The sequence below is a fragment of the Mycolicibacterium aubagnense genome (assembly GCF_010730955.1).
Lineage (GTDB): Bacteria > Actinomycetota > Actinomycetes > Mycobacteriales > Mycobacteriaceae > Mycobacterium > Mycobacterium aubagnense.
In genome coordinates, this window is the sequence record NZ_AP022577.1 from 1,959,031 (window position 1) to 1,982,576 (window position 23,546).

Sequence of the window (23,546 nt, forward strand, 5' to 3'; positions counted from 1 at the left end):
AGTCACGGCGCTACGTGTATCGGGTTCAGGTGACGAATCAGGAAGTCGGTCTGGTCGGTGACCAACTGCTCGAACGGTTCGCCGAGGTAGAACTCGAAATGGCCTGCACTGTAATGCTTGATCTCGCCACGGGGCGCTGACCGTGCATAGCGTTCAGTCTCCTCGGGCGGGGTAACCGTGTCGATATCGCTGATGCAGAACAGAATCGGAAAAGCGATCTTCTTCGCGACCCGTCCCGGCCGGTAGGCCATGATTGTCGGTGCCACGCGAGCAGCGACCTCGTTGCGGAACGTCGAATTCGCGGGTAGCAGTGCCTGATAGCCGGGCAGCGCATCCGGAGCGTTCATCAGGGCCAGAGTTCCCGGGGCTCCCGCCAACGGGATCATCGAAGGCTCCCGCCGGCTCACGATCGAGGCGTAATCACGGGCGACCAGCGGCAGCACTTTGAGTGAACCGACCGGCCCGAGAGCTAGGGCGGACGCTAGTCCGTCGGTGAAGGGGCATTGAGCCACCGCCGCTTTGAGCTCGGGGTGACGGGATGCCACTGTGATGGCATGGCCACCGCCGAAAGAACTGCCCCACACGGCGATCCGGGTGCCGTCTACGTCACGCCGTCCCGTTACGTACGCAATCGCCGCATCCCAGTCGGCGAGTTGGCGCTTGATCGACAGGAGTTGACGGGGTTGACCCGTACTGTCACCGAAGTGCCGGTAGGTGAAGGCCAACGCGGCGATGCCGGCCTGCGCGAAACGCTCCGCGAAGGCGTCCAGCCGCATCTCCCGGGTGGCGCCCAGGCCATGGCCCAGGATCACCACGGGCGGTGAGGCCACACCCGTAGGTAGGTAGAGCCACCCGGCGCAGGTGTCCTTACCGGACCCGAACGAGACGTCCTGTCGCGTAAACGACTGTGCCGAGGTCATTTCCGCGCCGCCCCTGCGCCGACATCGTCGAGCGCGGGCACCGTGCCTGATTCCAGCGCGCGGTCGTAGACGTCATCGTGGTACAGCGGCAGCTCACCGGAGGATTCGGTGTCCGCGAGGTACTGCAACATCAGCTGCTGGCCTTCCGGGGATTGGTCGGTGCCGAGGAATTCGGTGCGCTCGACGTGCAGGCCCTCCTGCAACGACATGGACCCACCGAAGTAAACCGATCGTTTGATCGCCTCGACCGATCCCTTGGTCCGCTTGCCGAAATACTCGGCGACCTCGACCGCCCGCGTCACGACATCCGCGGGGGCCACTAGTTCGTCGACTGCGCCGTTGGCCAACGCCTGTGCGGGAGTGAAGGGTTTACCTTCCAAAATGGCGATCAGCGACTTGTGTGTGCCGATGAGCCGGGTCAGACGCTGGCTGCCACCGCCGCCGGGCATGATGCCCAGCAGCACTTCAGGTTGGCCGATGAAGAAGTCGCCGTCTGCCATGATCCGCAGATCGCAGGCCCACGCAAATTCAGCACCCAGGCCGAGAGCCGATCCATTGAGGGCGGCGACAAAAATGACGCCACTCGCATTCATCTTCAGGAACGTCGCGTGCAGCCGATCCAGTTGCGCGACACCGCGCAGCGGTGTTTTCTGCACAACGGTATCCAAGACCCGGGCGCGGTCCACGCCGCGGGCCAGACGCAGGGCGGCCGACGCGCTGTGCCGGCCCAACTCGGGCACGGCGGCACCTTCTGCTTGTAACCATCGCACATCGGCGTGACTGACGAACCGCCCTGGGCGTGCACCCGTGAACACCACGGCATGCACTCCGGGATCGCGGTCGACCCGATCCACCAATGTCTCAAGCTGTCTTGCGATTTGGATGCCGAACAAACTATGCGGACCGCCATCTACCCGGACGATGAGCACCCGCCCGTGGTCCTCGATCACCAGATCGCCTCGTACTTGCTGTGTCATCGCCATCCTCTCGAGCGAACTCTCTCTTTCGAAGTTACGGTCTGGGCAACGGTTTCCGTTTGCCCGCCGAAACCGGTCGTTGCCGGCCATCAGAAGCTCTTGCCGAGCGTCAGCACAGTTCCACCGGTCGGGTCCGCTTCGAGATGAAAGTCGACGAACACCGTTCGCCCAAGCGGACCGTCTTCGATCCAGCCAAGACGGTGAGGCGGATCGAACACGGCAACCACGCACCGGGCAGTCTCGATGCGACCGCGACGATCTCGGACGAGGCGGAACCCGACCCCGGGACCGAGGCATCGCTGGTCCGACTCGTCGAGTTCCACGGTGTCCCAGTCGTCGTACCAACCGCCGATGTCGGCGATCGTGGTCAGCAGATCCCACACCGCTTCGGCGGGCGAATCGATCTGAACAGATTGCGACTCAGTACCACTGGCCGGAGACAAGTCGTACACCGGCGCTCACCGCCCCCGCCGTGTATCGAGTTCAGAAAGTGCGCGTTGTACGCCGATGTCACGTGCCAGTCGTCCATCGACCACGGGGCCGAGGACGCCGCGCAATGCCGATACCGGGAGCCAGCGCGCTGGTGCGGATACGGTGCGTCGGCGTCGTTCGAGGCCGTTGACGATGACTGCCGCCGCGGTGGTCGGCTGGATGCGTTTGAGAATGAACTTCGGCATCGCCGACATCAGAGCTTGCACGTGCGGGTCTTCGTCGATGCCGTGCTGGATCATGCCGGTCTCGATGAGCGAAAAGTATGCGGTCATCGCTGTTGCGCCGTGGCCGGCCAGTTCGACGGCGAGCGCGCGACCGGCTTGCTCGACCGCCGCTTTGCTCATCGCATACGGCATGGCTCCCGCGCCATTGAGGTAGGCGAAAACCGAACTGACCAAAGCGATCTGGCCGCGATTTTGAATGATTGATTCAATGGTCGCCGACACCGTGTTCAGGACGCCGGCCACGTTGACCGACAGCACGCGGTTGACCTCATCGGCCGTCAGGGAGCGGAATGTCCCACCACGTCCCATCAGGCCCGCGTTGGCGATGGCCACGTCGATGCGCCCGAACTGGTCCTCGACTTTGCGGACTGCGGCGTATACGGAGTCGATTGCCGTGACGTCGCAGTCCACGGGTAGGATCTGTCCCGGTGGCAGTGTTCGAGCCGTTCGCTCTACGGCACTTACGTCGATGTCGGCGAGGGCAACCTGTGCGCCGCGGTGAGTCAGTAATGCCGCAGTCGCCGCGCCGAGCCCGCCACCCGCACCGGTGAGGAACACGACCTTGCCGTCCAGCGAGTAGGTCGACTGCCGCGCATGAGTCATCACAAAACTCTCTCTGCCGTCATGGATTCGCTACTGGCCGCCGCCGGCGAGGAACGCCGCGGCAATCGGCGCGAACTGCTCGTGGTACTGAAAGATGCCACCGTGCCCGGCGTTGGGATAGATGATGAGTTTCGATCCCGCGATGCGCCGATGCAGGTCCTCGGATAGCACCGAGGGCACCATTCGGTCGTGGTCGCCGTTGGCGATCAACGTTGGCTGGGTGATCTTTGACAGGTCCGACGGCCTGGAACGGCCATACGCCTTGATCGCTTTGAGCTGGGTCTGGAAGGCGCTGATCGTGATGTTCTTGTCGCGGTCGGTGGTGCGTTCCTTGAGCCGGTTGACGAACTGCTTGCCGGCCCGCTTACCCACGGCATCCCGGTTGAAGAACAAGAACTCCTTGGGATCGGAACGAGTCAGTGCGGCCCGCAACGTGTCCCAGTAGGTCAGGGCCGCCACCTTGTCGATGTCCTTGCCGCCGCGCGGCCCCGTCCCGGTCAACACGAGCCTGCGCACCAGTCCGGGATGCTTGAGCGCCAAATCCTGGGCGATCATGCCACCCATCGAGAACGAGAAGACATCAACCTTTTTGAACCCCAATGCCGTGATGAAGGTGTACGCATCGTCGGCAGCTTCTTCGATGGTGCCCGGCACCGAGCCGCTGGACGCCCCCACGCCCTTGTTGTCGAAGGCGATCACGTGGCGGGTCTTGGCAATCGGGTCGATGATTCGTGGATCCCAATTGTCCAACGTCGCGGCCAGGTGCACGAAGAAGATCACCGGGATGCCGCCTTTGGGACCGAGCTCGCGGTACGCATAGGTGGTGCCGTCGGCGGTCACAGTGCGCGACGGCGCCTTGGCGTAGGACGTGATGGTTTCACTGATACTGCTCATGAGGTACTCGTTTCTTCAATAGTGCGGCGGTGCATGAGATGTGCGCGACCTGGCTGCCACTCAGTCAGCGAGAAACTCGAGAGCGTCAGGAACGAAGGTGGCGTGATGCTGGAATATCCCGCCGTGCCCCGAATTCGGGTAGATCTTCAACTCCGCGTTGGGAATTCGCCGCGCCATGTCCGCCGACAAGCTGCTCGCAACCATGAGGTCGTCATCGCCGTTGGCAACCAGGACGGGCACCGTGATCCGCGACAGGTCGTCGGGTGTGGCCTTGCCGCCGTTCACGATCGCTTTGAGCTGCGCCAGCCGCGCCTGCATCGAGACCTTCGTGTCCCTATCGAAGGTTCGCTCCTGCAAGCGGGCGAAGTAGTCCGAGGCGGCGCGTTTACCCTCCGCAGTACGGGGAAAGAACAGGTACTCGCGGGGATCTTTCCGCGTCAGGAAGGCCTTGGTGTAGGCGACGGCGACAATTTTGCGCATCGCGTCGATGCCGCCGCCACCGCGAGGTCCGGTGCCCGCCAAAATCATTCGCCGAACCAGGTCAGGCGCCTCGAGCGCCGCCACCTGTGCGACGGCCCCACCGAGGGAGAACCCGATCAGATCGACCTTTGTCAGGCCGAGGGCTCGGATGAACGCTATCGCGTCGTCGGCCATCTGGTCGATGTTGTCCGGTACTACCGATCCGGTGGCCCCAACGCCCCGGTTGTCGAAGGCGATGACGCGGTGGTGTGCCGCGATGCCGTCGATCACTCGCGGGTCCCAGTCGTCGAGCACGGCGGTGAAGTGATGCAGGAACACCACAGGCACTTCGGATTCGACGCCGAGTTCGCGGTATGCGAACGGCACTCCGTTGACGTCGATTGTCTTGGTGGGGGTGTCTTTCCAGGTGAGCATGTCAAACCTCTCGGCGTTGGTCGGAATTGGGAGTTCAGGGCGTTATCGGATTCCGCGTTTGGGGCGTAGCGTCGCGGTTCCGTTGCGCCTGAGCATCGCGAGGGTGGTGGCCAGTCGACCGCGGTTCAAGTCGGGTTCGAGCCCGCCTCCGAGCCGGTGGAGCTGATCGGTGTTCCAACTGATGTTGAGCACGCCGTCAAGCGCTTTGACATCGACGAATCGATTTATCAGACTTCGCATTCCGTACTTGAGCTCGCGGGTCGGAAGCGCGTCGAGCTGGCCGGACAATATGGCCTCTGCGGCATCCGGCATGGTCACCGTCGGGCGCGCCAGGCCAACCACGTCGCAATCCCCCGATTTGACTGCCGCAGTCATGGCCTCCTGCGACCGGAAACCACCGGTAACCGCCAGCGGTACCTGTCCCGCAGCTTTGCGAACGGTGCGCGCATATTCCAGGAAGTAGGCTTCGCGGGCTCGGGTACTGGCTGCTGCCGATCCCGACATGGCCGGCGATTCGTAGTTTCCGCCGCTGATTTCGATCAAGTCGACGGCCTCTTCGGCGAGGGCGCGTACCACCTGGCGTGAATCATCTTCGGTGAATCCACCCCGTTGAAAGTCGGCCGAGTTGAGCTTCACACTCACCGCGAATGCCGGTGAGACGCGGGCCCGGATACCGCGGATCACTTCCAGCAGGAAACGCATCCGGCGCTCACTGTCGCCACCCCACTCGTCCTCACGCAGATTGGTCAGCGGCGACAGGAACTGGGTGACCAGATATCCGTGCGCAGCGTGGATCTGCACGCCGTCGAATCCCGCCGTTTCGCACACCTGCGCCGCGGTCACGAAACGGTCGACGATCTTCTCGATCTGCGGGCCGGTCAACGCGCGCGGCGTAGGCGAGCCCGGCAGACTCAAGGGCACAGGGCTGGGTGCGACCGGGGTATGGCCAATGGCCAGCGGATTAGATTGCCGCCCGGGATGATTGAGCTGCGCCCAGATGGGAACCCCCGCGTCGTGAGTGGACTTGACCCACCGCGACAGCGCTGCGAGATCCCGGTCGTCCTCGATCACCACGTTCCCCGGCTCCCCCAACTGGGTGCGGTCGACCATCACGTTGCCCGTGATGAGCAGCCCATAGCCTCCGCGACTCCATCGGCCGTAGAGGCGCACCAAACGGCCATCGGGGGCGTGGCGCGTATTGGCCAGCGCCTCACTCATCGCGGCCTTCATGATCCGGTTGGGCAACAGAAGGCCGTTGGGTAGCCGGAGCGGTTGGTGCAGGGCGTTCATCTGAGCCTCTCGACGCGACACTTTGGTATTACGATCATAATATTATGACTGTATTATCATCGTCAAGAGTGGCTCGTGACACAAGCGGAGGTGAGTTCCATGGCCAGATATGGAGCGGAACACAAGACTGAGACGCGCCGGCGAATCATCGCGGCAGCCAGCCGGCGCCTCAAGCAAGACGGTATCGACGGCTCGGGCATCGCCGCGGTCATGACCGACGCCAACCTCACCAACGGCGCGTTCTACGCGCACTTCGGCTCCAAGAACAATCTCGTCGCGAACGTCATCACCGACCAACTCGAACAACAGCGCGCCGCCGTCAGCGCGCTACCTGCCGATCGAGACTCGTTGGAAAGCTATATCCGCAGCTATCTGTCCACCGAACACCGGGACAACCAAGCCGAGGGCTGCCCGACGGCGGCATTACTGAGTGAGATCGGACGCTGCGATGGCGTCGTCAGGGACGCCTATTCCGCTGGGGCACAGTCGATCGTCAAAGAAATTGCCCTGCATCTCCCAGCCGTAAGGTCGGAAATGAATCGAATGCAGACAGCGTGGGGCCTCTTTGGCATCTTGGTCACGTCCCTGCAACTGGCCCGAGCGGTCAGCGACCCCGAAGTCTCCGCCCAGGTGCTCGACGCCGGGATCAACAACGCACTTCGGATACTCGACAGTCCGGAGTAACGTCGCCGGCAGCGCTGGAAGACAGCGACCTCTGCCATGCCAGGAGACTCGCCACCCCGATGGTCTCCAGCGCTATCGCTGCCACGGCAACCGGGTGCGGTCGTCCACGCTGTTGCCATGAACGCATGCGGGCCAGTCCGCCAAAGAACGTGGTTGACAACGAAAACGTCACCGTCCGCGACCGCTCGACGCGCCCGAGCTCGGGCCACATCATCACCGCCATCGCGAACTTGAACACATTGGCATATCGAAGCGAACTGTCCACTGTGGGCGGCACTTTCGGTGATCCTCCCGGCACACCCTGGGCGCCCCGAACGATCTCGCCGATCGCGCTGGCCATCGGAATCACCGTCAGCCCCGCGAGTGTCCACTGCAGTCCTCGGCGACTCCAATCGTTGCGAGGCTGCGACGCAGCCCGCGGGTACTCCATGTTCATCGGAAAGATCCCTCCTTCTCAGACGAGAGAATCGTTGTGCCGCATGCGCTTCTTCGATCAACCGACTGCTGGAATGTCGCGGGCACTCGACGCAAGCACGCGCGAATTCTCATTTCGAGGTCGTGGCGGCCGCCAGGATCGCGTCGGTGATCGCGACCGGGGTGACCGCGAAGGCGAGCTTCTGAGTGCGGCTGAGGGTGTCGAGCAGGTAGCGACGCTTCGGACGTCTCGATGTCAGTGCGTGATGGACCGCTTTGGCGACTCGCTTGGGGTCGGCGGCCAGTTTCTGCATACCGCTCAACAGCTTCCGACTTCCGGCCAGATGCGACGCGTAAAGCCGGCGATGCGCCTCGGACAGCTGTTTGGTCATGCGGTCGTAGTCGTCGAGTGCGCTGCCCCACATATCGGTGCGGATTGGGCCGGGCTCGATGAGCGAGACCGGAATCTTCCACGGGCGCAGCTCCATTCGCAGCGCATCACCCAACGATTCGATCGCATACTTCGACGCGTTGTACGCGCCGGTGCCCGGAGTTGTGATGAGCCCGCTGACCGAGGACATGAATACCAGCCGCCCAGCGGCTTCTCGGATTTTCGGCAGCACCGCTTGGGTCACCGCGATCTGGGAGATCACGTTGACGTCGAGCTGCTCGGTCAGGTCATCCAGCGACAGTCCCTCGACCGGCCCGTTGACGATGATGCCCGCGTTGTTCACCAGGCCGTTGAGACCTGCCGGCAACCGGGCGGGCAGCGCGGCGATATCGGAACGGTCGGTGATGTCCAGCGGGATCGGATGCACATTGGGCAATCGACCCAGGCTGTGCAACGCGGTATCAGAGCGTGCGGTGGCATACACGTCCCAGCCCCGCGAACTCATATGCTCGGCGATCGCCAACCCGATGCCTCTCCCAGCGCCCGTAACCAAAACAGAAGGCATTTCAATCTCTTTTCTCATCGACACATCGACAGGTCGAGGAACGGTCGGAGATCCGTGCGGCACCGCTTCAATTGCGACCGTTACGGTAACGTACGTTATGCTGATGAAGACGGCGTGTCAATCGACAGAGAGGCGCTGGTTGTGCGGTATCCACCGGATCACAAAGAGAAACTCCGCGCTGCGCTGCTAGAAGCCGCAGTTGAACAGATGAAGATCAACGGCTTCATGGGGATCGGTGTTGACGGCATCGCCAGCGCCGCCGGTGTCACCTCTGGGGCCGTCTACTCAAACTTCACCAGCAAGGCTGGGCTGCTCACCGCGATCATCGAGACATACCTCGGCCAGTTCTCCGACGCTCCCGACTCGACGCAGGACGACATAGACGGATTGAAAGATTTCCTGGCCTACTACATCGGCACCACTCACTGTCTGGATGTCGAAAATGGTTGCATCATGCCAGCATTGAGCGAAGATGTGGCCAGACATCCGGCCGCCCGAGAAGCCTACGATCGTCAGGCCACGGCCTTTGCGACTCGAATTGCCGACGCCCTCGGCGGCGAACCCGAGCAGGCTCAACGACGCGCATGGAGCCTCGTCGCCCTGATGGTCGGCGCCGTGACGGTTGCGCGCGCAATGGTTCCCGGCAGCTATTCGCAACAACAAGCACTTCAGGCAGGACTTGCCGCTGCCATGGCCATCGTCGACGATCACGATGACCGTGGGCCTACATCCAATACATCGGCCATTTGACCGAGCGCCACCCAGTGCAACCGCCATTCAGCAGATCGATTCGACGCGCGCGGCCAGTCTGGACGTCCGCTGGGTCTTTGGACAGCCCTGATCAGAACTCCCCTGCTCACCGTTCAACCGGAGCTGACACCACGCCGTTTCAGAACGCGTTCGCTCTGCGATAGGCCATCCAGGCCGTGAGCCAGCGGCCTTGCCAGGCGCGGCAGGTACCGTGTCAGATCGCAGCAACGTCGCACAGCCGGCCGTCGGCCGTGCCCACACGGTTCGGAGGTTGCCGAAGTGTCTGCCGCTCAAGCGCTTTCGCTGGTCATGCTGGTTCTGGTGCTGGTGGCGGCAATCTGGCGCCGGATGAACATCGGCGTGCTCGCTCTTGGCGCGGCACTGCCGGTGCTCGCACTGTCGGGGCTCGACGCGAAGACGATGTACACGACATTCCCGGGTGACATCTTCGCGTTGATCGTCGGGGTCTCTCTGCTGTTCGCCCATCTCGAACGCAGCGGCGCGCTCGGGTGGTTCGTGGAGTTGGTCTACGGCGCGGTCGGCGATCGCCACGCCGTGCTTCCGTGGGCGGGTTTCGTTCTCGGCGCCGCGCTGTCCACCGTCGGCGCCTTCTCGACGGCGGTCATCGCGTTTCTGGTCCCGCTGGTTGCCCACGTCACCGCTCGCTATCGCAACAGCTTCTACCTATGCGAATTGGCCGTCGTCATCGGCGCAAACAACGCCGGCCTGTCACCGTTAAACCCGACGGGGGCGGTCGTGCGTGCGGCCGCTGCCAAATTCGGCGCAACCTACCCCGGGTGGGGATTGTGGGCTGTCTCGGTCGTGGTGACGGTTCTGGTGGTGCTGTGTCTGCAACTGCTCCACGCGTACCGCCGGAGCCGAGGACACGGATTCGACCTGACCCCGGCTCCGGCAGTGGAGCCCGAAAGCACTGCGGTGCAACGCCCTACCCCGATCTACGCCGGGGCTGCCGGCGCGGCGCTGGCTACCTTCGCGCTGCTCGTCGTCATCGTCAAGACCGACGTCGGCGTGACCGCGATCGCCTTGGCGGCGATACTGCAGATCGCGTTCCACCCACAGGAGCGATCGCTGCTCGCGCGGATTCCCTGGCCGAGCATCCTTCTGCTGTGTGGTCTGCTGACCTATCTGGGATTGATGCAGAAGATCGGTACGATCGACGCGATTGCCGGTGTCCTGCACCATCTCGGGACCGGCGCCCTCCTCATCCTCGTCCTGGCCTACCTGACCGCGCTGCTGTGCAACATCGAGAGCTCGACGCTGGGAGTCCTCGGCCTGATGACGCCAATCGTGTTCTCCACCTTCACCACACCCGCCCAAATGTTCTGGGTGCTATGTGCGGTATGCGTGCCGGCCGCGTTGATGGTGATGAACCCGATTCATGTGGCGGGCACGCTCATTATCGGCCACAGTGCCGTCGACGAGCAGGAGCGCCTATTCCGCAGGCTGCTCGGCCTCGCAGCCAGCCTGGCGCTCGTGGTGCCCGGATTGCTGTCGGTCATTCCGATCGCCTTGGCATAACGGCCGCGCGAAGTCGAGTGCCCTGACCGTCACCTCGCGGGCTCGGGCGCCGGCTCCGCGGGCAACGATGCTTCGCGGGTCTGCCTCCGAGCGATGCGGGCCGGTCCTGCGAAATACCAGGCGGCCGCGGCAAGCAGCACTGCCAGGAAGATCCACGGCATCAAGGCAGCGGGCCAGGCTGGGATCGGATACACGTTGCGGTAAAAGACGTACGCGAGGCAGAGCGCGACGGTCACCCCGACCACGGCGGCAACGGTGACACTCGTCTGTGGTGCCAAGCGCCGCACCAGAATCGGGATACCCAATCCCATCAGCATGTAGGCAATCATGTAACCGAAGGTTCCCAGGGTTCCGGTGTAGGAATACACATCGAGCTCGTTGATTCCGCTTGCTCCCAAGCCGATTGCCGCGATCAGGGCCGCCACACTGAGCAAGATGATCGCAACATGCGGGGTCTTGCGGATGGGATGCGTCGCCGCCATCTTGCGGTGCACCAGCTGCGACTCCCCCATCGATCGCAGTACCCGACTGGCCGCTGTCAGCGAGCCGGTGACGCAGGCGAAGTTGGAGGCCACCGCGCCCAGATCGATGCCCAACGCAAGCCAGTGCACGCCAAGGCCGTCGGCCAATGTGTTCAACGGCGTTGCATCGGCGGCCAGGTTGTCGGCACCGCCGAATCCGACAATCTGCGCATACGACGCGTACAGGTAGAGCGCGCCGGCCAGTAGCGCACTGCCCGTGACGGCCCGTGGGATTGTCCGTTGTGGGTCTTTGGCCTCGACGGACAAACACGCGGCCGACTCGAATCCGACGAAACCCAGGGTCGCCAACACCATGCCGCTGACCACCTGTTGCACCGTGATTCCGGTGGGCATGAGCGGCGCGAGACTGAACCCATGATGAAGTAGAACCATGGTGCACACCAACAGAATTGCTCCGATCGAGAGCACCTCGAGCACCACACCGGTCCATGCGGAGATCCGGACGCCGCGGATCATCATCAATGCCGCGCAGACCACGCACAGGATTTCCAAAACCACCGTGACCGAAATCGAGGTAGCGGGCGCTCCGGCGCTCACCGGTGGAGGCACTCCGAGAAGGGGTTTTGTGTACTGCGCGAATTGGGCCACGCAGCCGACGGAGATGAGCAGGTACCCGAAGGCGAGACCGGTCGATCCGACGAACCCGACCGCTCTACCGAACGCGGCGGTGATATGTGACAGCAAGTCCTCTCCCGGCCGCAACCGTGCGGCTCGGGATACGCACCAGCCCACCAAGAGCAGCACGCCCAAAGAGATGGCGTACGAATACAAGGTGCCAGCGCCGGCGCTAGCAGCCACAAGGGTTGCGCCGGAGACCATCACGGCACTTGGCGCGATGCCGGCGGTCGACTGCGCAACAAGCTCGACACCGGTCATGCTGGCGGCCGCAAGTCCGGTATCTGAGTTCTGCTGAGCATCTCTGAGTTCTTCGAGCCGCTCGACATTGGATATTGACGGCATTGATCGGCCTCCTCAATGGTGATTGGTCCGTCCACGAACATGGCACGGACCGCATGCCGGCTACGGCGCCGACGGCTGATGTGTGTACAAGGGCGAAGTAACCAAGCGGGACAACCGCTTTCGCTCTACGAGCGCCCTCGGCCAAAGTTTAGGGTCGGGTTGTTACCAACAGTTACGCTGAGTGTTAAATACGCTAACAAGACCGCTCTGTCATTCGTGACAGCCCTCACAGAAGTCGGTCATGCCTGGCCAGTGTCGAGCGCTTTCGCGATTACCTTTACCCACCGCGTGCCGGGAAGTGAAATAACCTCACCGAAGACGCCGTTCACACCATTAGTTTGATAAGTCCTACGCCGGGTTGAGCGGAATCAGACGTCGGAGACCGGTGTCGAGTAAATTTATGTCGGCGGCGCGTCGGCGCACCTGTCTCGGGATATCAAAATGGCGGCTATCGCCTGGTTTTGGGATCAGCGAACTGACTGTCGGCGAATGACCGCTGGGCGGAATAATGTTGCAACGCAACCACACTCGGACGGACGTGCACATTCCGGACCCTGCCGAGAACTTTAGGACGAGCGCCACGTTGCTGACGTTGATTCCGCGGACTCCGAACTCCTCGGACGCGGTACTAGTGAAGTGCTCCACAAGGCGTTTGACACCTGCGGTTAGCGTCGGCGATCGCGCGGACTACTACCTCTTGGCAAAAACAATTCTGTGCCAGTCTTTTTCGGCAACGGAAGTGATATCGCTCATCACGTGTTTGATGGTCAGGTATTCCTCAAATGAATAGGCGCTCATATCTTTGCCGAATCCGGAAGCGCCGACACCGCCATGTGGCATTTCGGAAATGATCGGGATGTGATCATTGATCCACACGCAGCCGGCGTGGATTTCGCGCGCTGCCCGCTGGGCCCGGTACACGTCGCGAGTCCATGCCGAGGCCGCCAGCCCGTACTGGGTGTCGTTGGCCTGTCGTAGTGCATCGTCGTCATCGGTGAAGGGCCGCACGGTCAGCACGGGGCCGAAGATCTCGTCGCGGTACACCTCGGAGTCCTCGGCGACATCGGCGATCAATGTGGGCGGGTAGTACGAACCGGGACCCTCGGGCAGGGCGCCCCCGGTGACGATCCGGCCGCCCTGCTGCGGCGCCCGGTCCACCATTGCTGCGATCTTGGCCCGGTGCGGCATCGATACCACCGGCCCCAGGTCGGTGTGCGGGTCATACGGGTCGCCGGTGACCGCTTTTCCGAACAGCTCGGCGACACCAGCCACGAAGTCGTCGTACAGCGGCCTCGCCACAATGGCGCGCGCTGCCGCGGTGCAGTCCTGACCAGTGTTGATGAGGGATGCGGCCACTGCGCCGTTGATTGCGGCGTCCAGATCGGCGTCGTCGAACACCACGAACGGCGCCTTGCCGCCCAGTTCGAGCTGAGTGCGGTGGCCGTGTGCCGCTGCTGCCGCCATCACTCGCCGACCAACTGCCGTCGAGCCGGTGAACGTCACCATGTCAACGTCGCGATGTCCAGCCAGCGCTGTGCCGACGTCCGCGCCCAGCCCGGTCACGACATTGAGCACCCCATCAGGCAGCCCCGCCTCGATTGCCAGCCTGGCCAGGGTGAGCGTGGTCAGAGGAGTGATCTCGGCAGGCTTGATCACCACGGCACAACCAGCTGCCAACGCGGGCAATACCTTCCAGACCGCCATTTGCAGGGGATAGTTCCACGGCGTGATGGTGGCCACCACGCCGACCGCCTCACGTCGGATGCTTGAGGTGTGATCGGCCGAGTACTCGGCAGTGGCCTTGCCCTCAAGGAGCCGGGCGGCACCGGCAAAAAAGTCGATGTTGTCAATGCTGCCGGGAACGTCGAAGTTCGCCGCCAGCCGGACCGGTTTACCGGTCTGGCTAACCTCCTGGTCCACGAGCTCGTCAGCGTTCTCGGCAGTCAGTCGGGCCAACCGCGCCAGAACCGTGGCCCGCTCGGACGGAGTTGCCCGGGCCCAGTTGGGCTGTGCAGCGCGGGCCGCGGCCACGGCAACGTCCACATCGGCCGGCGTGGCCAGCGCATATGACGCCACCACAACACCCGTGGCCGGACTGCTGATCTCGAACGGCCTCCCGGCCGTTGTCACGGTCTTTCCGTCGATGAAACTACCGGCGACGACCTCGGCTCCACCTGCGCTCACGATCTCGCACGTTACCCCAACACATGTGCGGATTCCACTTGAAATCGAGTCACGAACGATTGATTCCGTCGCATCACTTGTATCGAACGACGGAATCCGTGCATGATTGATGCCATGGCCATCCCCGGTGCACCGCCCGATGCCACTGCGATGCCTGGGCGAAGTAACCCGTCTCGGGCGGCGCCGCATGCCAACTCGACGAACTCTCGAAAGCGATCATCGAGAAACTGCAGCAGGATGGCAGGCAGTCCTACGCCGCCATCGGTAAAGCGGTCGAGTTGTCGGAAGCGGCCGTGCGACAACGCGTCCAGCGCTTGGTCGACGGCGGCGTCATGCAGATTGTCGCGGTGACGGACCCTGTTCAAATGGGCTTCGGACGCCAGGCCTTGATCGGCGTTCGTTGCACCGGCGATACCACTGAGGTCGCCGACAAACTTGCCGCCATTGCCTCCGTCGACTACGTCGTGCTGACCGCCGGAACCTTCGACATCATCATCGAAGTCGTCTGCGAAGACGACAGCCACCTGCTCGACCTGCTCAACCGCAAGATTCGAGCCGTACCGGGGGTGCTATCCACCGAAACGCTGGTCTACCTCAAACTCGTCAAACAGCAATACAACTGGGGCACGCGATGACAACAATCAATGCAGCACAATCACTTTCAACCGACCTAGCGGCGAAGGCCAAACGGCATCTGTGGGGTCATTTCGCCCGTCATGGGGCCGATATCGCCCCGCCCATCATCACCCGCGGTGAGGGCGTCACCATCTTCGACGACCGGGGCAAAAGCTATATCGACGGGCTTTCGGGCCTGTTCGTCGTACAGGTCGGACACGGGCGCGAGGAACTTGCGGCGGCCGCTGCCCGGCAGGCCGAGCAACTGTCCTTCTTCCCTTTGTGGTCCTACGCAACTCCACCCGCCATAGAACTGGCCGAGCGCATCGCCAACTATGCGCCGGGCGACCTGAATCGAGTCTTCTTCACCACCGGCGGCGGCGAAGCGGTGGAGAGTGCATGGAAGCTGGCCAAGCAGTTCTTCAAGTTGACCGGAAAACCCGGCAAGCACAAGGTGATTTCGCGTTCCATCGCGTATCACGGGACCCCTCAGGGTGCACTGGCAATCACGGGCATCCCGGCGTTCAAGGCGCCATTCGAACCGCTCACCCCCGGCGGCTTTCGCGCACCGAACACCAACTTCTACCGGGCGCCCGACGCCTACGCACACAGCCAGGAGGCATTCGGCCAGTACTGCGCCGACCGCATCGCCGAGGCCATCGAATTCGAGGGTCCCGATACCGTCGCCGCAGTATTCCTGGAGCCAGTGCAGAACGCCGGCGGGTGCTTCCCACCACCACCGGGATATTTTCAGCGAGTCCGTGAGATCTGCGACCGCTACGACGTACTCCTGGTGTCCGACGAGGTGATCTGCGCCTACGGCCGCATCGGCTCGATGTTCGCCTGCGATGATTTCGGCTATATCCCCGACATCATCACCAGCGCAAAGGGTTTGACATCCGGCTACTCCCCGATCGGCGCGATGATCGCCAGCGACCGCCTGTTTGAACCCTTCAACGACGGCAAGACGATGTTCGCCCACGGCTACACCTTCGGCGGACACCCGGTGTCGTCCGCGGTCGCGCTGGCCAACCTCGATATCTTCGAGCGTGAGGGCATCAATACTCACGTGAAAGCGAACGCCCCGATATTCAGGGCAACACTCGAGAAGCTGTACGACCTTCCGATCGTCGGCGACGTCCGCGGTGAGGGATTCTTCTACGGCATCGAACTCGTAAAAGACAAGGCCACCAGGGAGACCTTCAACAGCGAAGAGTCCGAGCGCCTGCTGCGCGGCTTCCTAACCCCCGCACTGTGGGAGGCGGGTCTGTACTGCCGCGCGGACGATCGTGGCGATCCGGTGATCCAGCTGGCTCCGCCGCTGATCAGCGGCCAGAAGGAGTTCGAAGCGATCTATGACATCCTGCACAACGTCCTCGACGAAGCAGGGCGCCGCCTCTAGTGTCCTGAGTCGTTAACTCGTCTGCAGGAGCACCGAGGTGTGGGTGCCGCCGCACAGTTTCTTGGTGGTCAGCTCGGCGAACCACCGTTGAACCAGGTTGAGCTGGTCGGGTGAACTGCGGCACGAACCGTGGATGGGCCAGCAGCAACTGTGGTCAACCCAGGCCGTCGCGTAGATAGTGGCCTGCGCGGACAACGAGGTCGGCGATCACCACGACCGGCACGGGCGCGGTGGCGTACACGTGATGACTTTGGCTCTGCGCCCGCCGGCGGCCGCCGTTCGACCCCACCAGCACACCAGAGAAGGACAACTGCGCTCAATACGGTGCCGGCCGCGACCACCCACGACTTTTCGTTCGTGGATGTCGAACTAGATCGACTTGCTTGGAGGGCGTCGTGCCTTGGCGAGGCGGCGAGGGTAGTTGCTCTCGGCCGGGGAGGAACGCACCGCCATCCACGGCGCGCTCGCCGGATGCTGGGCGTCTAGCAAAGGCTTTAACGATAACCATATCCAGTGTTTCGGGCTCGCTACTCATGCGCAGCACGACCGTCGCCAACGAGGATTCTCAGACATGGAGCAACGGCGCGCGAACGACTCAAGGGATCCTCCTGGGGCATGTCATCGCCCCACCCGAACGCGGCGCGTCCCAACATAGTACTGGTCACACCATGTTTCCGAAGAAGCGGCCACGGCACAGCGCCGCGCAAACGACCACGCCAGGCCGGCCACCAAAGCGGTGGCGCGTCACAGGCCGATGGCCGACTGCCGCCGGGAATCACTTCGGTGGCAATTTCGACTACCACTCACGTTAATTTTGCTCTCAGCTATCGAGGCAATTATTGACGGCCGAATCGAGGGTTTCGCAAAGCGACAGCATGTTAGTGATCGGGATTACCAAGGCTGGCGGTTAGTGGGGCCCGTCATACACCACGGCTAATTGCCGGTATCGCCAATTACATTGCGGCAACCGAATGCCTGCTGCGAAAAACTTGTCCGAAATTCGACAACAGACTTGACGGTATCGGCGACGATCCTGATCGCCCACGGCAACACCGCTCGTGGAAACGATCGCCGCTGCCTCAAACGGCGAGCCGGTCCGCGTCGTCACAATGATGCTGCCCCACAACATGAACACCGCACGCAGCGCGATTGGAAGCCCACACCTTACGTCGTTACACCCGCGCAACAGTGACACATCAGCAAAGCATCGGCCGAAAATTGCCATGCGGGAAACCAATTCGACCACGCAGGCTCCCGCGATCGAGACGATGTAACGCTCGACGCGGAATGCAGCTAAAGGTCTGACGTATCGTCCGCCCAACATCGAGCGGGTTCAATTCAGGCCCTCCCACATTGGTGTCGACGGCAAGTGAAATCTGCTCAGTTATCGGAAAGTGGATTTTGACCAGCTGGGGTTCATTGTTCGGCGGCCCATGACGGTTGGGACGCGAGCACTGCGCCAGCAACAAGCTCCGCAGTCGCCCAGCGTGAGCCGATACAGCGCGCAAGGACTCCACCCAGGATCAGCATCAGCCCAGCCGCAGTGAAGAGCGCAGCATGAGCCCACGCGTCGGTGTTGGTCACGCTGCCGGCGGCGACAGTTGAGTCATGCAGCGCCGCGACATCTCCTGAAGCGGCTTCATGCCCAGCCATGTCGATCATTGTCTCTCACTCCAGTGTTTTGCTCGTGTCATAAGCACCGGGTGCAACCGCTGACAACGCCAAACCGGCAGCGACCGACTGAGCCGTTGGCCCAGCCGTCCATCGCAACGCGCAGCCCAGCCGGTCAAGCCACAACAGGCACCCCTAAGTAATTTTGGTGCAGGAATGGCTGAGATGCCGGGCTTAGGATCGTGGGTATGGCATCGGTGTTGCGCGTCGACCCCAACGCACTTCGTCATGCCTCCCGCGCGCAAACCACCGTCGCATCGGCCATTTCGACTTTGGCGGTGGGGCAGTCAATGGCGAGCGCCGGCGAGGGAGTGTCCGGCCTGCACAGCGAAACCGGGTGCTCGATGGTAGGCGACCTGTTTGACGCCGCATCATCTGCCACACATGAGGAATTGGCTGCGCACGCCGACAAGTTGTCGAAGGCCGCCGACATGTATCAGCGCGCCGACAAGGAACTCGGCGAAAAGTTGAGCAGGCATCTTCGATAATGGGTTGCGCTGCAGCACAATTGGGCGAGATGAAAGTTCGGCGTCACGGATGACGGTGACCGTCCCCCAAGTCGAGGCGTCGCGGCCCGAAGCGTTGACCGAATCGGCCACCGAGTTGCGCGGCAAGGCTGCTAGCTTGGCCACCCAGATCGACACGCAGCGCGCCACCACTGACGGGCTGCGAAAGAATTGGGAGGGCACCGCGTCTGATGCCGCAGCAGCCAAGGTGGCCCCGACTATCGCGCGGATGCAACAGATCCACGACGCCCTCACCCGCACCCCGGCCGTGCTCAACGATGGTGGCACGCGACTAGCAGCGGACCGGGCCAACGTCGTCAACACCGTCAGCCAGCTGACCGGTCAGGGCTGGCAAGTCGCCCCCGACGGCAGCGTCTCGGTGCGTCCAGGCGGCCCGCTGGATCAATACGCCAAAGCCAGCACGGTCAATGAGATGAAGGTGATGCAGCTCGCGGCCTCCAATTCCGTCGCAGTCAAGACGCTGCTGGGGTTCTTCGACACCACCGACCGGCAGCTCTCCAAAGACCTGCACCGCGGTGGGCGGCCTTGATGGCGGGCCGACCAAGCTCGGCATCGGTGACCTGCCGCAGGACAAACTGCCCTATGACGACGGCTCGCAGATCCCGACCGGTAAGAGTCCCGAAGAGGTCAACAAGTGGTGGAAATCGCTCGACAAGCAACAACAGGACAAGCTGCTGCATGACTGGCCTGACCGGCTCGGCAACCTCAACGGCATCCCGGTTGCCGACCGGAGCACGGCCAACAAGGCGGTCATGCAACAGGACCTCGACCGCCCCGCTGAGGTCGCCAAGGCCCGCGGTGTCAGCGTGGAGGAGGTGCTGGCGCATCCCGAGCAGTACGGCATGGCCGGCGAGATGATGAACCGCTACAACAACGCGGTCAAGGTCAAAGAGGGACTGGCGTTAAACGCGGAAAGAACGGGTGCGCCGACCTTCCTTCAGGTCTACGAACCCGACAAGTTCGGAGGCGCCGGCCGCGCCGCGATCGCCATCGGCAACCCCGACGAAGCAGTCAACACCGCCGTTGTCGTCCCGGGAACCAGCCACAGCGTCACCGAAGGCTGGCTGAGCTCAACCGATGCCTCCCAGATCTACACCGAAACCAAGAACGCCGACCACAGCAAGCCCGTCTCGGTGATCGCATGGATGGGCTACGACGCCCCGGACAGCTTGCTCGATCCCCAAGTAGCGCAAACCGGGCTGGCCCACCAGGGCGGAGCACTGCTGGCCGCCGACGTCAACGCACTAAGCGCCACCCACGATCCCAAGGTGGGCACCCAGCACATCACGGCGATCGGGCATTCCTACGGATCGACCACGGTCGCCGATGCGGCCGCCGGGTACGGCATGCACATCGATAACGCCGTCCTGGTGGGATGCCCGGGAACGGATATGGCGCGCAACGCCAACGACTTCCACCTCAACCCCGGCGGGCACGTCTATGTCGGCTCAGCGTCGACCGACCCGATCACCACGTTGGGCGGCATGGCGCAATCGCACGTACCGGGCACGGGCATCACGGTCGCGCTCGGGGCCGATCCGTCAGTGGATGGGTTCGGATCGACGAGGTTCAAAGCCGAAGTGCCAGGCCTGACCTTCACCGATCACAGTCACTACTACGATCGCGGGACCGAATCGCTGTTCAGCATCGGGGACATCGCCTCCGGACACGGAGATGCGTTGGAGCACGACGGCATGACCGCACCGCACCGGATCCACGTGCCATCGTTCATCCCGGGCCTACCGTCGACCGATTTCGACCCCGAGTTGTACCGGCCACCGACAAGCGGTCATGAGCACAAATGAAGGAGTCCGACACCGTGACCCGAACCCGACGTGCAGTGATCCTCACCGCGGCAGCGGTCCTACTGGCAGGATGTGACACAGTGAATTCACTCGCCAACGGCGTGACCAACCCGATGACACCCGAACAATCCCGGCGCCAAGTCGTCGACGCCGCAACCGAGGTCAGCCACCTCATCGCCAAACCCATTGTATCGGCCTATTTTTGGCATGAATCGTGCAGCGACGGCGACGAAGGTCCGTTCCGTGGCGTCGTCAGAATCTCCTATCAACCGCCCACCGATCCCCACGCCGCGGCAGACGCGTTCGACGACATGACACAACGCCTCCGAAACGGTGGATGGGCCACGGACAGTGACTTCAAAAGCCACGCACTGACATTGAAAAAAGGCGGCGTCAATGCCTCCCTGTCGCCGGCCGATGCCAGCGTCCCAATGGCGTCGGTCGAGCTCTACGGCGAGTGCCGCGACACCACCACCACCAAGGCCACCAAAGGCGGCAACGAGACACTCACCATCAATTGAAACCGGCCCGATGACTTGATCGACTCTTGCCAAAACGGGTATCTACGTATGCCGGATCCCGCGATCTAGGCAAATTACCGACACCAGACGACGACTCCTGCAGCACTGCCGCCGGTATTTGGCGGCAACCAACTACCAATAACGCCCACTTACGTTGTGCACCGATAGCCACGAAATTCGTGCCCATCGCTTGAGTGGCCTTGTGGCACTATACAATTCCACCGCGAAGGTGGAGACGACGCATGAGCCATCAAAGGTGAATGGATGCCAGTCGGCACCACCTTGACTAGACGCTGTATCAGCTGAATGATTGGTTCATCTTTTGGGAGCGGATAAACGGGGGTTCGGGAACAATGGCTGGCTATAGCATCGCCCGCCTCAACCGCATCCAGCGACGCTCGACAGCGGCCACGAACCGCCTCGCCGGAGATCTCCTGTCGGGAGGCATACTGAATTCACCGGCGAATACCGAGATTGAGATGCCGCGGCAATTACCCAGTTCAGAAATGGCGATGCCCACTTTGGTTGAGCTCTGGTCGCGAAGCCTCCATGATGACTCATTGATAGCGGTACGACCGGTCATCAAACGATCGATAATCACCTTGATGCGCTCGGGTTACAATGGAGATGGCCGCGCGTACGGTGATCTTGTTGCGTTAGTTAGCTATTTACACCGAGAACTTGCCTTGGAGGCACAGCAGGCCGAAGACTGGACTGTTGAACGGCAACGCATCGTCTTGTTCCAACGCGGACAATCGCTCCAGACTGCTCCAGACGCACACTCACTCTTCAATCTCGATTTTGACCGTCGGCTGGTCGCGATCTCTCGCATCCTGGCCGGCACCTTGCAGCCAAGCGATCTGGGACCTCAGTTTCGCCATCTGTCGCGGGTATCGGCTCAGGCGCGCGACGTCTGGGTAGGACTGCATGTGCGCCTGGCTCTGCCCGCCTCGATCTCACGGTTCAACGCAGACAATCCGGCTGGCGACCTCGTGCTACTTCCCCGAAAGTTCTACCTCCAGCTCAACGCAACGGGCCCAGCAGGTAACGCGCACATCAGCTATACCAGTGACGATATCCACGCACTGATGGCCGGTCGCATACGGTGGGCGCTGCCACCGAAGACGCAGCGCTTACCGCGTTTCCGCTCCTACCGATCAACGAAGACCTGTGGGCGACCTCAACGGCATTGGTAGCAGATTCTTTAGCGCCGTTCATGCTTGAAGCGATCCGCCTGGAAAACCAATGGGAAGCTGCGATCGCCCAACCGTTTGAAGACGAAGTCAATGATTTCTTTCGATCGCGGGGTTTCGCGAGTGGTCCGGTGTCCATGTCTGGCTACTGGGACCCGCAGGGTCCGGGTGCAGACGTTTTGCGCGACGCTATCAACGGTCGGTTAGCCACGCCAACAGGTGGCCCTCCCCTATCAGGACAGGTTGATGTCCTCGCAATCGGTGAACACGGGTGTTTTGTCATCGAATGCAAGTCTGTCTCAGCAATGATTAAGCCCACGAACATGTTTGGACGAATCTCCCCCGACGATGCCGATTCCTGGCGAAGTAAGGTGTCGTCGAAGGTACAGTGGCTCCGGCCGCGGCTCGACAGAGCCGTCGATGTCGGCGTCGTAGTCGTCGAGGGCTTGCAGTATCTGAATTCCGCCGAAGAGACTGCAGACATCCCGGTGATGCCCTTGCCCTCGTCAAGGACATGATCGATCAGGATTGGCTCAACTCGCCTGATCGGATCAGGCATCGGACTGCTCTCTATTCATTCGAGACCGGTCAAAGTAGCGATCGCCCACAATTCCCGTGTGATCACGAATTCTGACGGCAGACTCCAACAACGTCGAGTTCGTGCATTAGACACACGCGTACCACCGCCATTGGGGTGCTGTGCTACTGCGTCGAACTTGCTGAGCAGCGGAGTGGATGGTTGAGGTGACAACCTCGCGACTTCAACGCGAGTCGGCCCTCAGCGCGACCTCTGGACACAACCGGCCCCGAGCAAGCCGTGCTGGCCAAATCGCCGACGCGCGGCCGCCGATAACACCCAACTATGTTGACCAGCGCCTCAAGCGCATAGTCAAGTGCAACAGCAGTTTGCATTGCGCCTTGGCATCAGCGGGATGCTCTGCCAGCAAGTCACGTGGGGCGACCAGCGATAGTTCTCAGTCACGACAGGTTCTCTATGGCGTCGGCGTGTGGTCGGGGCACAGGTTCTGTATCGCCCGGTCAACGAAGTGAGTCGCCGGAACAACAGTCCACCCGCGCATCTGTTCAACCTGCTGGGTGACGCTCCAGATTGATTGGCCTGGCATATCCAACGTCACGCATACAGTGTTCCCGAGCAGCACCACGTTGTCGTCGTTGATGGTGATGCCATCGCCGGCGATGGCCGCAAGGAACGCGCGGTCTTTGTCGCTGACCGGACTTGGCTGAAGTGTCACAATGGGTGTCTCGGTAGATTGTGGTGCCGCGGCCGTCGCTGTGCTGGTCGATGAGGCCGGAGTCGTGCTCGGCGCCGAGCTGGTCGAGCTGTGTGAGCAGCCGTGCCAGAAGGCGAAAATGACGATGCCCAGCACAACGACGCCACGGCGCTGCCCGTCTGTCAGCTTGCTCACCCGCCGCAGCGTAGCTCCGTACGTTTTCGGAGACGCGAGCTTTCAGCTAACCGCCAAGTTCC

At 62.3% G+C, this 23,546-nt stretch carries 24 protein-coding genes and 2 pseudogenes; 11 read left to right on the forward strand and 15 right to left on the reverse strand.

Features of this window, described 5'->3' with window-relative positions:
• Positions 1-2: 2 nt before the first annotated feature.
• The 7 genes from G6N59_RS09660 to G6N59_RS09690 form a co-directional block, all read right to left on the reverse strand.
• Positions 3-920: an alpha/beta hydrolase gene (locus G6N59_RS09660; protein ID WP_138231981.1), complete on the reverse strand. Its 918-nt coding sequence runs from the start codon at positions 918-920 to the stop codon at positions 3-5.
• Positions 917-1,897 (reverse strand): enoyl-CoA hydratase/isomerase family protein, encoded by a 981-nt coding sequence (locus G6N59_RS09665; RefSeq protein WP_138232067.1) that lies wholly within the window; start codon positions 1,895-1,897, stop codon positions 917-919. The genes G6N59_RS09660 and G6N59_RS09665 overlap by 4 nt, the downstream gene beginning before the upstream one ends.
• Positions 1,898-1,986: 89 nt before the next feature.
• Positions 1,987-2,349: an SRPBCC family protein gene (locus G6N59_RS09670; protein WP_138231982.1), complete on the reverse strand. Its 363-nt coding sequence runs from the start codon at positions 2,347-2,349 to the stop codon at positions 1,987-1,989.
• A gap of 6 nt (positions 2,350-2,355) precedes the next feature.
• The gene (locus tag G6N59_RS09675) at positions 2,356-3,216 is read right to left on the reverse strand and encodes an SDR family NAD(P)-dependent oxidoreductase (RefSeq protein ID WP_138231983.1); all 861 of its coding nucleotides are present in this window, start codon (positions 3,214-3,216) and stop codon (positions 2,356-2,358) included.
• Positions 3,217-3,246: 30 nt separating this feature from the next.
• Entirely contained in the window at positions 3,247-4,110 is an 864-nt protein-coding gene (locus G6N59_RS09680) for an alpha/beta fold hydrolase (protein ID WP_138231984.1), read from the reverse strand.
• Between the two features lie 60 nt (positions 4,111-4,170).
• Complete coding sequence (locus tag G6N59_RS09685; RefSeq protein ID WP_138231985.1) at positions 4,171-5,004, reverse strand: alpha/beta fold hydrolase; 834 nt, start codon at positions 5,002-5,004, stop codon at positions 4,171-4,173.
• Positions 5,005-5,046: 42 nt separating this feature from the next.
• A complete protein-coding gene (locus G6N59_RS09690) occupies positions 5,047-6,294 on the reverse strand; it encodes an NADH:flavin oxidoreductase/NADH oxidase family protein (protein WP_138231986.1) in 1,248 nt (415 codons plus the stop codon).
• A 99-nt stretch (positions 6,295-6,393) separates the two neighbouring features.
• On the opposite strand from G6N59_RS09690, the gene G6N59_RS09695 reads away from it, so the two are divergent.
• Entirely contained in the window at positions 6,394-6,978 is a 585-nt protein-coding gene (locus tag G6N59_RS09695) for a TetR/AcrR family transcriptional regulator (RefSeq protein ID WP_170212438.1), read from the forward strand.
• Here the strand turns inward: G6N59_RS09695 and G6N59_RS09700 are convergent.
• Both G6N59_RS09700 and G6N59_RS09705 read right to left on the reverse strand, forming a co-directional pair.
• Entirely contained in the window at positions 6,941-7,414 is a 474-nt protein-coding gene (locus G6N59_RS09700; protein ID WP_306789627.1) for a DUF4345 domain-containing protein, read from the reverse strand. The genes G6N59_RS09695 and G6N59_RS09700 overlap by 38 nt on opposite strands.
• 109 nt (positions 7,415-7,523) lie before the next feature.
• Positions 7,524-8,348, reverse strand: coding sequence for an SDR family oxidoreductase (locus G6N59_RS09705; RefSeq protein ID WP_138231987.1), 825 nt, complete (start codon positions 8,346-8,348; stop codon positions 7,524-7,526).
• 54 nt (positions 8,349-8,402) lie between these two features.
• Between G6N59_RS09705 and G6N59_RS09710 the strand changes: the two genes are divergently transcribed.
• Both G6N59_RS09710 and G6N59_RS09715 read left to right on the forward strand, forming a co-directional pair.
• Positions 8,403-9,098 carry a TetR/AcrR family transcriptional regulator gene (locus tag G6N59_RS09710; protein WP_163911175.1) on the forward strand — a complete coding sequence of 232 codons (696 nt, stop codon included), beginning with the start codon at positions 8,403-8,405 and terminating at the stop codon, positions 9,096-9,098.
• Positions 9,099-9,377: 279 nt separating this feature from the next.
• Positions 9,378-10,637: an SLC13 family permease gene (locus G6N59_RS09715; RefSeq protein ID WP_138231989.1), complete on the forward strand. Its 1,260-nt coding sequence runs from the start codon at positions 9,378-9,380 to the stop codon at positions 10,635-10,637.
• A 29-nt stretch (positions 10,638-10,666) separates the two neighbouring features.
• Here G6N59_RS09715 and G6N59_RS09720 read toward each other — a convergent pair whose 3' ends face one another.
• Together G6N59_RS09720 and G6N59_RS09730 are read right to left on the reverse strand one after the other, a co-directional pair.
• Positions 10,667-12,139, reverse strand: a complete 1,473-nt coding sequence (locus tag G6N59_RS09720; protein ID WP_138231990.1) for an APC family permease — start codon at positions 12,137-12,139, stop codon at positions 10,667-10,669.
• 690 nt (positions 12,140-12,829) lie between these two features.
• Positions 12,830-14,323 (reverse strand): gamma-aminobutyraldehyde dehydrogenase, encoded by a 1,494-nt coding sequence (locus G6N59_RS09730; RefSeq protein ID WP_138231991.1) that lies wholly within the window; start codon positions 14,321-14,323, stop codon positions 12,830-12,832.
• Between the two features lie 114 nt (positions 14,324-14,437).
• Here G6N59_RS09730 and G6N59_RS09735 point away from each other — a divergent pair.
• Positions 14,438-14,958 (forward strand): annotated as a pseudogene (locus G6N59_RS09735) (Lrp/AsnC family transcriptional regulator).
• On the forward strand, positions 14,955-16,340 hold the full coding sequence (locus tag G6N59_RS09740) for an aspartate aminotransferase family protein (RefSeq protein WP_138231992.1): 1,386 nt from the start codon (positions 14,955-14,957) through the stop codon (positions 16,338-16,340). Before G6N59_RS09735 ends, G6N59_RS09740 begins: the two are co-directional and overlap by 4 nt.
• 30 nt (positions 16,341-16,370) lie before the next feature.
• Here the strand turns inward: G6N59_RS09740 and G6N59_RS31850 are convergent.
• The 3 genes and pseudogenes from G6N59_RS31850 to G6N59_RS09750 all read right to left on the reverse strand — a co-directional run.
• Positions 16,371-16,485, reverse strand: a pseudogene (locus G6N59_RS31850) (IS630 family transposase); the annotation flags it as partial.
• A gap of 9 nt (positions 16,486-16,494) precedes the next feature.
• Positions 16,495-16,650, reverse strand: a complete 156-nt coding sequence (locus G6N59_RS09745; RefSeq protein WP_163910710.1) for a hypothetical protein — start codon at positions 16,648-16,650, stop codon at positions 16,495-16,497.
• Positions 16,651-17,756: 1,106 nt separating this feature from the next.
• Positions 17,757-17,993, reverse strand: coding sequence for a hypothetical protein (locus tag G6N59_RS09750; RefSeq protein WP_138231994.1), 237 nt, complete (start codon positions 17,991-17,993; stop codon positions 17,757-17,759).
• Positions 17,994-18,199: 206 nt separating this feature from the next.
• Here G6N59_RS09750 and G6N59_RS09755 point away from each other — a divergent pair, with 206 nt between their 5' ends.
• From G6N59_RS09755 to G6N59_RS09775, 6 genes are all read left to right on the forward strand, one after another.
• Complete coding sequence (locus tag G6N59_RS09755) at positions 18,200-18,499, forward strand: type VII secretion target (RefSeq protein ID WP_138231995.1); 300 nt, start codon at positions 18,200-18,202, stop codon at positions 18,497-18,499.
• Positions 18,500-18,548: 49 nt separating this feature from the next.
• Positions 18,549-19,067 (forward strand): WXG100 family type VII secretion target, encoded by a 519-nt coding sequence (locus G6N59_RS31105; protein ID WP_235678739.1) that lies wholly within the window; start codon positions 18,549-18,551, stop codon positions 19,065-19,067.
• On the forward strand, positions 19,054-20,343 hold the full coding sequence (locus tag G6N59_RS09760) for an alpha/beta hydrolase (RefSeq protein WP_235678740.1): 1,290 nt from the start codon (positions 19,054-19,056) through the stop codon (positions 20,341-20,343). Before G6N59_RS31105 ends, G6N59_RS09760 begins: the two co-directional genes overlap by 14 nt.
• An 80-nt stretch (positions 20,344-20,423) precedes the next feature.
• Entirely contained in the window at positions 20,424-20,864 is a 441-nt protein-coding gene (locus G6N59_RS09765; protein ID WP_138231997.1) for a lipoprotein LppJ family protein, read from the forward strand.
• A 353-nt stretch (positions 20,865-21,217) separates the two neighbouring features.
• Complete coding sequence (locus G6N59_RS09770; protein WP_163911178.1) at positions 21,218-22,060, forward strand: hypothetical protein; 843 nt, start codon at positions 21,218-21,220, stop codon at positions 22,058-22,060.
• 20 nt (positions 22,061-22,080) lie between these two features.
• Positions 22,081-22,575, forward strand: a complete 495-nt coding sequence (locus G6N59_RS09775; protein WP_163911181.1) for a nuclease-related domain-containing protein — start codon at positions 22,081-22,083, stop codon at positions 22,573-22,575.
• Between the two features lie 474 nt (positions 22,576-23,049).
• On the opposite strand, the gene G6N59_RS09780 is transcribed toward G6N59_RS09775, so the two are convergent.
• Positions 23,050-23,484: a DUF732 domain-containing protein gene (locus G6N59_RS09780; protein ID WP_163911184.1), complete on the reverse strand. Its 435-nt coding sequence runs from the start codon at positions 23,482-23,484 to the stop codon at positions 23,050-23,052.
• Positions 23,485-23,546: the final 62 nt, after the last annotated feature.

Excerpts from the sequence above, each read along its gene's own strand:
- G6N59_RS09700 (WP_306789627.1), bottom strand. The coding sequence starts at position 7,414 with ATGAACATGGAGTACCCGCGGGCTGCGTCGCAGCCTCGCAACGATTGG.
- G6N59_RS09740 (WP_138231992.1), top strand. The coding sequence starts at position 14,955 with ATGACAACAATCAATGCAGCACAATCACTTTCAACCGACCTAGCGGCG.
- G6N59_RS09685 (WP_138231985.1), bottom strand. The coding sequence starts at position 5,004 with ATGCTCACCTGGAAAGACACCCCCACCAAGACAATCGACGTCAACGGA.
- G6N59_RS09695 (WP_170212438.1), top strand. The coding sequence starts at position 6,394 with ATGGCCAGATATGGAGCGGAACACAAGACTGAGACGCGCCGGCGAATC.
- G6N59_RS09750 (WP_138231994.1), bottom strand. The coding sequence starts at position 17,993 with ATGGCTGGGCATGAAGCCGCTTCAGGAGATGTCGCGGCGCTGCATGAC.
- G6N59_RS09770 (WP_163911178.1), top strand. The coding sequence starts at position 21,218 with ATGGCTGGCTATAGCATCGCCCGCCTCAACCGCATCCAGCGACGCTCG.
- G6N59_RS09665 (WP_138232067.1), bottom strand. The coding sequence starts at position 1,897 with ATGACACAGCAAGTACGAGGCGATCTGGTGATCGAGGACCACGGGCGG.
- G6N59_RS09675 (WP_138231983.1), bottom strand. The coding sequence starts at position 3,216 with ATGACTCATGCGCGGCAGTCGACCTACTCGCTGGACGGCAAGGTCGTG.
- G6N59_RS09690 (WP_138231986.1), bottom strand. The coding sequence starts at position 6,294 with ATGAACGCCCTGCACCAACCGCTCCGGCTACCCAACGGCCTTCTGTTG.
- G6N59_RS09720 (WP_138231990.1), bottom strand. The coding sequence starts at position 12,139 with ATGCCGTCAATATCCAATGTCGAGCGGCTCGAAGAACTCAGAGATGCT.
- G6N59_RS09680 (WP_138231984.1), bottom strand. The coding sequence starts at position 4,110 with ATGAGCAGTATCAGTGAAACCATCACGTCCTACGCCAAGGCGCCGTCG.
- G6N59_RS09705 (WP_138231987.1), bottom strand. The coding sequence starts at position 8,348 with ATGCCTTCTGTTTTGGTTACGGGCGCTGGGAGAGGCATCGGGTTGGCG.
- G6N59_RS09660 (WP_138231981.1), bottom strand. The coding sequence starts at position 920 with ATGACCTCGGCACAGTCGTTTACGCGACAGGACGTCTCGTTCGGGTCC.
- G6N59_RS09775 (WP_163911181.1), top strand. The coding sequence starts at position 22,081 with ATGCTTGAAGCGATCCGCCTGGAAAACCAATGGGAAGCTGCGATCGCC.
- G6N59_RS31105 (WP_235678739.1), top strand. The coding sequence starts at position 18,549 with ATGACGGTGACCGTCCCCCAAGTCGAGGCGTCGCGGCCCGAAGCGTTG.
- G6N59_RS09755 (WP_138231995.1), top strand. The coding sequence starts at position 18,200 with ATGGCATCGGTGTTGCGCGTCGACCCCAACGCACTTCGTCATGCCTCC.